6 protein-coding genes and 1 pseudogene are annotated in these 8,486 nt (G+C 72.0%); 4 read left to right on the forward strand and 3 right to left on the reverse strand.

The features are described 5' to 3' along the window. Positions 1-96: 96 nt before the first annotated feature. The 3 genes from gltX to ACZ63H_RS08630 all read right to left on the reverse strand — a co-directional run bounded on the left by gltX (position 97) and on the right by ACZ63H_RS08630 (position 2,844). Entirely contained in the window at positions 97-1,572 is a 1,476-nt protein-coding gene (gltX, locus tag ACZ63H_RS08620) for a glutamate--tRNA ligase (protein WP_469863068.1), read from the reverse strand. Further along, entirely contained in the window at positions 1,565-2,350 is a 786-nt protein-coding gene (locus tag ACZ63H_RS08625; protein WP_469863069.1) for a fumarylacetoacetate hydrolase family protein, read from the reverse strand. Before ACZ63H_RS08625 ends, gltX begins: the two co-directional genes overlap by 8 nt. Before the next feature lie 299 nt (positions 2,351-2,649). After that, a complete protein-coding gene (locus ACZ63H_RS08630; RefSeq protein WP_467939087.1) occupies positions 2,650-2,844 on the reverse strand; it encodes a hypothetical protein in 195 nt (64 codons plus the stop codon). Positions 2,845-3,415: 571 nt separating this feature from the next. Here ACZ63H_RS08630 and ACZ63H_RS08635 point away from each other — a divergent pair. The 4 genes and pseudogenes from ACZ63H_RS08635 to ACZ63H_RS08650 all read left to right on the forward strand — a co-directional run. Further along, positions 3,416-7,447 carry a sensor histidine kinase gene (locus tag ACZ63H_RS08635; protein ID WP_469863070.1) on the forward strand — a complete coding sequence of 1,344 codons (4,032 nt, stop codon included), beginning with the start codon at positions 3,416-3,418 and terminating at the stop codon, positions 7,445-7,447. A 9-nt stretch (positions 7,448-7,456) separates the two neighbouring features. Beyond that, positions 7,457-7,870: a roadblock/LC7 domain-containing protein gene (locus ACZ63H_RS08640; RefSeq protein WP_014675212.1), complete on the forward strand. Its 414-nt coding sequence runs from the start codon at positions 7,457-7,459 to the stop codon at positions 7,868-7,870. A gap of 111 nt (positions 7,871-7,981) precedes the next feature. Further along, on the forward strand, positions 7,982-8,380 hold the full coding sequence (locus ACZ63H_RS08645; protein WP_467939083.1) for a DUF742 domain-containing protein: 399 nt from the start codon (positions 7,982-7,984) through the stop codon (positions 8,378-8,380). After that, positions 8,361-8,486: pseudogene (locus ACZ63H_RS08650) on the forward strand (ATP-binding protein); the annotation flags it as partial. The gene ACZ63H_RS08645 and the pseudogene ACZ63H_RS08650, both read left to right, overlap by 20 nt.

Genomic DNA, 8,486 nt, shown 5'->3' on the forward strand with positions numbered 1-8,486 from the left:
GTACCGGGGAAAGCCGACCCGCACCCCCCCCCCCCCCCCCCCCACCCCCCCCCCCCCCCCCCCCCCCCCCCCCCCCCCCCCCCCCGCCCGGGGTGCCTACGCCGTCAGCTTGGCCAGGGCCGCGTCGATCCTGGTCAGCGTGGTGTCCTTGCCCAGGATCTCCAGGGACTCGAACAGCGGCAGGCCGACGGTGCGGCCGGTGACGGCCACGCGGACCGGGGCCTGGGCCTTGCCGAGCTTGAGGCCGTGCGCCTCGCCGGCGGCCAGGACGGCCTCCTTCAGCGACTCGGCCGAGGTCCAGTCCGCCGCGTCGAGCTTCTCGCGGGCCGTGCGCAGCAGGGCGGCGGAGCCCTCCTTCATCGCCTTGGTCCAGCTCGCCTCGTCGAAGACCGGCTCCGGCAGGAACAGGAAGTCGACGTTGTCGGTGATCTCCGACAGGACCTTCAGGCGGGTCTGGGCGTGCGGGGCGATCGCCTGCCACTTGGCCTCGTCGAAGTCCTCCGGCGCCCAGGGCGCGAACGGGGCCCTCAGCCACGGCCGGCAGCGCTCGGTGAACTCCTTCACCTCCAGCATGCGGATGTGGTCGCCGTTGATCGCCTCGCACTTCTTCAGGTCGAAGCGGGCCGGGTTGGGGTTGACGTCGGAGACGTCGAAGGCCCGGACCATCTCCTCGATCGTGAAGATGTCCTGGTCGGCGGAGAGCGACCAGCCCAGCAGGGACAGGTAGTTGAGCAGCCCCTCGGGCAGGAAGCCCCGCTCGCGGTAGAGGTTCAGCGAGGACTGCGGGTCGCGCTTCGACAGCTTCTTGTTGCCCTCGCCCATGACGTAGGGCAGGTGGCCGAACTCCGGGACGCGCTGGGCGACGCCCAGCTCGATCAGCGCCTTGTAGAGGGCGATCTGGCGCGGGGTGGAGGAGAGCAGGTCCTCGCCGCGCAGGACGTGGGTGATCTCCATCAGGGCGTCGTCGACCGGGTTGACCAGCGTGTACAGCGGGGCGCCGTTCGCGCGGACGATGCCGTAGTCGGGCACGTTCTCCGGGGTGAAGGTCAGCTCGCCGCGGACCAGGTCGGTGAACGTGATCGTCTCGTCCGGCATCCGGAAGCGGACGATGGGCTCACGGCCCTGCGCCTGGTACTGCTCGACCTGCTCGGCGGTCAGCTCGCGGCAGTGGCCGTCGTAGCCGGAGGGCCTGCCGGCGGCGCGGGCGGCCTCGCGGCGGGTGTCCAGCTCCTCCTGGGAGCAGTAGCAGTGGTAGGCGTAGCCGCCGTCCAGGAGCTTGCGGGCGACGTCCTGGTAGATGTCCATCCGCTGCGACTGGCGGTACGGCGCGTGCGGGCCGCCGACCTCGGGGCCCTCGTCCCAGTCGAAGCCGAGCCAGCGCATCGCGTCGAGGAGCTGGTTGTAGGACTCCTCGGAGTCGCGGGCCGCGTCGGTGTCCTCGATGCGGAAGACCAGGGTGCCCTGGTGGTGCCGGGCGAACGCCCAGTTGAACAGGGCGGTGCGCACCAGGCCCACGTGCGGGTTACCGGTGGGCGAGGGGCAGAAACGGACGCGTACAGGTGCGCTAGCCACGCTTGACAACCTTGTTGGTGAGAGTGCCGATGCCTTCGATGGTGACGGCGACCTCGTCGCCGACGTTCAGGGGGCCGACCCCCGCGGGGGTTCCGGTGAGGATGACGTCGCCGGGGAGCAGCGTCATGGCCTCCGAGATGTTGACGACCAGGTCCTCGATGGGGTGGATCATCTCGCTCGTACGGCCCAGCTGGCGCTGTTCGCCGTTGACGGTGAGCTGGATGGTCAGGTCACCCGCGCGGGCGAGATCGAGGTCGGTCTCCACCCAGGGGCCGAGCGGGCAGGAGCTGTCGAAGCCCTTGGCCCGGGCCCACTGCTTCTCGCGCTTCTGCACGTCGCGGGCGGTGACGTCGTTGGCGCAGGTGTAGCCGAGGATGACGTCCTTGACCCGCTCGCGGGGCACCTCGCGGCACATGCGGCCGATCACGACGGCCAGCTCGGCCTCGTGGTGCAGCTCCTGGGAGAACGACGGGTACCGGATCTCGTCGCCGGGGCCGATCACCGAGGTGGACGGCTTGAAGAAGGCGAACGGCGCCTCGGGGACCTCGTTGCCCAGCTCGCGCGCGTGCTCGGCGTAGTTGCGGCCGAAGGCCACGACCTTGTTGGGGAGCACCGGCGGGAGCAGTCTGACCTTGCTCAGCGGCACCTTCGTCCCGGACAGTTCGAAGTCCGCGAAGGGGATGCCCTTGATGATGTCGAGGACGAGTTCGTCCTGCTTGTCGCCCTCGACCGCGCCGAAGGCTACGTTCCCGTCGATGGAGAACCTGGCGATGCGCACGGGATGCTCGCGCCCCTCGTTTGAGAACCGGCGTATTGACGCCCCAGGTTATCGGAGCTATGGGCCGCCCACCGATGCTGGGGGTGTCGCCGCAGGTCAGAGGCGGGTCACCCGGGATTCCGTGCGGCGCCGTTCCACCTCACGCCCGCGTCCCTGCCGCCTCGCGCGCCCCGTCCGCCCGGCGGGAGGGACGGCGGCACGGACGGCGGGCGGACGGCGGGACGGACGGCGGGCGGACACGGAAGCGGCCGGGGGGATCGCCACCCGATCCCGCCGGCCGCGTCCGGTGAAGCCGTCGGTCACTCGCCCGCCGGAGCCCCCGAGCCCACCGGGACCTCCATGAGGACGGTGCGCCGGGGGTTGGCCGTCTGGGCGGGGAGGTCGACGGAGTGCTCCGGCAGCTCGGGCGTGTGCAGCTCGCCGGCGTCCTTCAGGTGCGCCAGGGTCGTGCGTCGCGGGTTGGCTATCTTGCGGAACATCATCGTCGTCTTCACCGTTGTCGTCCTGTGCCCTCTGGTCGAGTGGGTTGGCAGAGTCGTCCGTCTTGTAAAGCGTCAGGCTAAACATCCGATTCCCCGACGAAGTCGCCTACTGTCCCCGAGAAGTGTGTGAGTTTGCTCACGACCTCACGGGCAAATCGGTCAATTCCGACCGCCAATCGCCCGCAACGAAACGGACATTGGACACCTGAAGCCATCATTCCGCTCCTGATCATGGCGACTGGGACACCAGGCCACGACCGACGACTCGCCGAAATATGCCCGTTATCGACCGAATCCGGGTCCACGGCTGGTAACTCGTCCCTCACACTTTGTCACGGAGGTCACAGCTCGGCCCACTGCCCTTGTTGGAGATCCTGCACTGTGCTGGAATTCCACGGACCGCCGCGGGATCGAGCCGGCGCGCAGGGGGCGCAACACAGCGCCGAGCGGCGGCGGGACAGGGGGAGCCAGCGCCGGTCACTCAAGACCACCCGGGGGGCGTATTCAGGGCGCTCCCCACAACGCCGACACCGTGTCCCTCCGTTCACGCGGAGGGGCGCCTGGTCCAGAGGTTGCGACGCTAGTGCAGGGACGTTTCAAGAGGGATGGCAGCGCTTCGGCGGAGCCGGAGCCGCACGGCGGGGCCGACCGCGGTTCGACGCCCCAGCACGCCCAGAGCCCGGGTCCGGCCCCGGCCAAGGACGGCGGTGAGCGCGCCGGACGCCCTGGGACCCCCACCCTGTCGGCCCCCGCGAAGACGGCTCCCTCCGGCGCCCCCACGCCCACGGTGAAGCCCGCCCCGGGCGGCTCCGTCGGCTCCGGTTCCCGGATGCACCTGCGCAACTGGCGCATCTCCACCCGCCTGGTCTCGCTGCTCGCGCTCCCCGTGGTCGCGGCCACCACGCTGGGTGCCCTGCGCATCAACGAGAACCTGAACGACATCCAGCAGCTCGACAACATGAAGCTGCTGACGGAGATGACCAAGCAGGCCACCGAGCTGGCCGCGGCGCTCCAGGAGGAGCGCGACCAGTCGGCCGGCCCGCTGGCGCACGGCGGTCTGAAGGCGAACGACTACCAGATCAAGGCCTACCAGCAGAAGACCGACCGGGCCCGCGACGACTTCCTCGACGACTCCGAGAAGATCGACGCGGCGAGCAAGGACGGCAAGCTCCAGGGCGTGCGCGACGCGCTCGTCGGCCTCGCCAACCAGCTCGACGACCTGGCCAAGATCCGCCAGAAGTCGTACGCGTCGGAGCGGAACGCCTCCCAGACGGTGGAGTCCTACCACCGGCTCATCAGCCAGCTGATCGGCCTCTCCCAGGACATGGCCGAGGCGTCCAGCAACCCGGAGATGATCTCCCGTACCCGCGCCCTGGCGGCCTTCTCGACCGCCAAGGAGTACGCCTCCGTGCAGCGGGCCATGATCGCCGCCGCGCTGCCGGCGACCCCCGCCACCAAGGGCGACCTCTCCGAGAACGACCGCCTCTACGGCCAGTCGGCGTACGAGAGCGAGAACTCCGAGCTGGCGATCTTCCGGAAGATCTACGCGGACCACGACGCCGAGGAGCTGCTGAAGCCGATCGACGAGGGCAACCCGACGATCGAGGCGGCCGACACCTACGCCAAGCGCTCCTTCGAGTCCCCCGACGGCCTGCAGCAGCTGCCGGCGCGGTCCTACAAGGACTGGGTGGACGACAGCTCGACCAAGCTCGAGCAGATGAAGAAGATCGAGCACACGCTCCTGGAGGAGATGGAGCAGAAGGCCCGCGAGCTGAAGAGCGCCACCGAGCGGGAGGCCATCTTCTCCGGTGTGCTGATCCTGCTCGTGCTCGGTGTCTCGCTGGTCGGCGCGTTCGTCGTGGCCCGCTCCATGATCCGCTCGCTGCGCCGGCTCCAGGAGACCGCCACCAAGGTCGCCCAGGACCGCCTGCCCGAGCTGGTCAAGCAGCTCTCCGAGTCCGACCCGCAGGACGTCGACACCTCCGTGGAGTCGGTCGGTGTGCACTCCCGGGACGAGATCGGCCAGGTGGCCGCGGCCTTCGACGACGTGCACCGCGAGGCGGTCCGCCTCGCCGCCGAGCAGGCCCTGCTGCGGGGCAACGTCAACGCGATGTTCACCAACCTCTCGCGCCGCTCCCAGGGCCTGATCCAGCGCCAGCTGTCGCTGATCTCCGAGCTGGAGTCCCGCGAGGCCGACCCGGACCAGCTGTCCTCCCTGTTCAAGCTGGACCACCTCGCCACCCGCATGCGCCGTAACGGCGAGAACCTCCTCGTCCTCGCCGGTGAGGAACCGGGCCGCCGCTGGACCCGCCCCGTCCCGCTGGTCGACGTGCTCCGTGCCGCCGCCTCCGAGGTGGAGCAGTACGAGCGCATCGAGCTGGCCTCGGTGCCCACCACCCAGGTCGCCGGCCGGGTCGTCAACGACCTCGTGCACCTGCTCGCCGAGCTGCTGGAGAACGCGACCTCGTTCTCCTCGCCGCAGACCAAGGTCAAGGTCACCGGTCACGCGCTGCCCGACGGCCGCGTCCTGATCGAGATCCACGACACCGGCATCGGCCTGTCCCCCGAGGACCTGGCGGCGATCAACGAGCGGCTCGCCTCGCCGCCCACCGTGGACGTGTCGGTCTCCCGCCGCATGGGTCTGTTCGTGGTCGGCCGGCTCTCCCAGCGCCACGGCATCCGCATCCAGCTGCGCCCGTCCGACTCCGGCGGTACGACCGCGCTGGTCATGCTTCCGGTGGACGTCGCCCAGGGCGACAAGAAGCCGACGCCCGGCAAGCCCGGCGCCCCCATGTCCACCGGTGGTCCCGCGGCGGCGCAGGCCGCCGCGGGTGCGGCCGCGGCCAGGCGGCAGACCGGCAACAAGGGCGTTGGTCCGGCCGGCGGCGGGCTGCTCGGCGGCGGTCCGGGCCCGCGCGGCCAGGCCGGCTCCGGCCAGGGTCCCCGGGCCGCGCTGCCCGGCACCGGCCAGGGCGGCCGTCCCGGTGCGCAGGGCGGGGCTCGCGGTCCGCAGGGCGGCCCCGGTGCCGCGCCGCAGCAGGGCGGCCGGACGCCGGCCGGTTCCGGCGCGGGCGCACCCGGCGGCCAGGCGCCCGGTGCGCCGCAGGGCCTCCAGGCCGCGCACCCGAACGGCCCGCAGCAGGATCTGTTCGGCGGCGGCCGCGGCCGCAAGCGCTCCGGCGGTCCGGCGGACCAGGGACGCCGGCCCCAGCTGCCGCCGCGCGGCGGCCCCCGGGCCGAACTGCCCGGCGCGGAGCCGCAGTCCCGCACCCCGGGCTGGGCCGACGCCCAGGCCCCGGTCTCCCGTGCCTCGCTGGACACTCCGCGCGGCCACGACGAGCAGGACCCGGCGCAGACGGCGCACATGCCGCGCGTGGACGACCGGCAGGGTCCGGGCTCCACCGCCGAGATGCCCCGCATCGACGCGCAGGGCCCGGCCGCGACGGGCGAGTTCCCGCGCGCCGAGCTGCCCGGCCCGGCCCGGCAGACCGGCCAGTACGCGCGCCCGGACGACCTCCGGCAGACGGGCCAGTTCCCGCAGCTCGACAATGTCCAGGCCACGGGCCAGTACCCGCAGCCCGGGAACACGCAGAGCACGGGCCAGTACCCGCAGCCCGAGAACACGCAGAGCACGGGCCAGTACCCGCAGCCCGGCAACGCCCAGACCACGGGCCAGTACCCGCAGCCCGGGAACACGCAGAGCACAGGCCAGTTCCCGCAGCTCGACGACGGCCGGAACGCGGGCCGGTTCGCCCGCCCGGACGACCTCGGGCACACCGGCCAGTTCCCGCGGCCGGACGCCGAGCGGCAGGCGGGCCCCTTCGACGGTCCCGGCAGCCGGCAGGACACCGGTTCGTTCGCCCGCTCCGACGTGTTCGGCGCTCCCGGCGCCGGCCGGCCGGACAACGGCACGCAGCACACGGGCCAGTTCCCGGCGCCGCAGGCCCCCCAGGCGTACGACGGCGGGTACGACGGCGGCTCCACCGGGCAGCACGCCCTGCCGAACGCCGGCCAGAGCGGGCAGTACGAGCGCCCGCAGCCGGCCCGCCGCGACGACTTCGGCGCCCCGCGCCCGCCGGCCCCGCAGCAGCGTCCGTTCCGCGAGGAGCCGGACGACCGGGGTGCCGCGCAGCGGTCCGGCGAGGGCCTGGAGCCGGGTGACGGGTGGGCGCTGCCGCCGGCCAGCGGTCCGGGGGACGGTCGCACCCCCTTGTTCGACACGCTGGAGACCAACTGGTTCCAGCAGCAGCAGGAGAACGCGCCCGAGGCGCCGCAGCAGCAGGCGCCCGCGTCCGCTCCGCAGCGCTCCGGTCCGAACACCGGGTCCTGGCGGACCTCGCCGAACGACGAACTCGTCCGGCAGGCCGAGCGCGTACGGCAGCCCGCCGCGGGCGGGGTCACCACCTCCGGCCTCCCGCGCCGGGTGCCCCGGGCGAACCTCGTGCCCGGCACCGCCCAGCAGCAACAGCACCAAAGCGGTCCGCAGGTCTCGCGTGCGCCCGATGACGTACGCGGCCGGCTGACCAATCTCCGTCGGGGCATCGCTCAGGGCCGTCAGGCCGGCAGCGGCCAGACCGGCAGCTTCCCGAGCCCCACTCACCAGCAGGAGCGTTAGTTGAGTCCGATGAGCCAGGCGGCACAGAACCTGAACTGGTTGATCACCAACTTCGTGGACAACACCCCCGGGGTGTCCCACACCGTGGTGGTCTCCGCCGACGGCCTTCTGCTGGCGATGTCCGAAGGCTTCCCGAGAGACCGCGCCGACCAGCTGGCGGCCGTGGCCTCCGGGCTGACCTCGCTGACGGCCGGGGCGTCCCGGATCTTCGAGGGCGGCACCGTGGCACAGACGGTGGTCGAGATGGAGCGCGGGTTCCTCTTCCTGATGTCCATCTCCGACGGGTCGTCCCTCGCGGTCCTGGCCCACCCGGAGGCGGACATCGGCCTCGTCGGCTACGAGATGGCACTGCTCGTCGACCGCGCGGGTGCGGTACTCACCCCGGACCTGCGCGCCGAACTCCAGGGCAGTCTGCTCCACTGACCGGCCCCGGCACCACCCACCTCACAAAAACACCGTCCGGCCGCCACAATCCCCCCACCGGCCCCGTCAGACGGCTTGACTGACCGACTTGCTGTCCCGCCCGGAGGATTCATGACCCCGCCCACCGCCCATCATGATCCGTACGCGGAGCCGTACGGGGACGAGGGCGACCAGCCGCTGGTGAGGCCGTACGCCATGACCGGCGGCCGGACCCGGCCCCGCTACCAGCTCGCCATCGAGGCGCTGATCAGCACCACGGCCGACCCGGCAGCACTCGTGACGCTGCTCCCGGAGCACCAGCGCATCTGCCACCTGTGCCGTGAGGTCAAGTCGGTCGCGGAGGTCTCGGCGCTGCTGAACATGCCGCTCGGCGTGGCCCGGATCCTGGTGGCCGACCTCGCCGAGGCCGGCCTGGTCGCCGTCCACCAGCCGGGTGGCGACGAGAACAACGGTGGCGCTCCTGACGTGACGCTGCTCGAAAGGGTGCTCAGTGGACTTCGCAAGCTCTGACGCGGGCCGGGCCACCACCTCCGCGAAGATCGTGGTGGCGGGCGGCTTCGGCGTGGGCAAGACCACGTTCGTCGGCGCCGTCTCGGAGATCAACCCGCTGCGCACA

It is taken from the genome of Streptomyces sp. NPDC104831 (assembly GCF_055583025.1).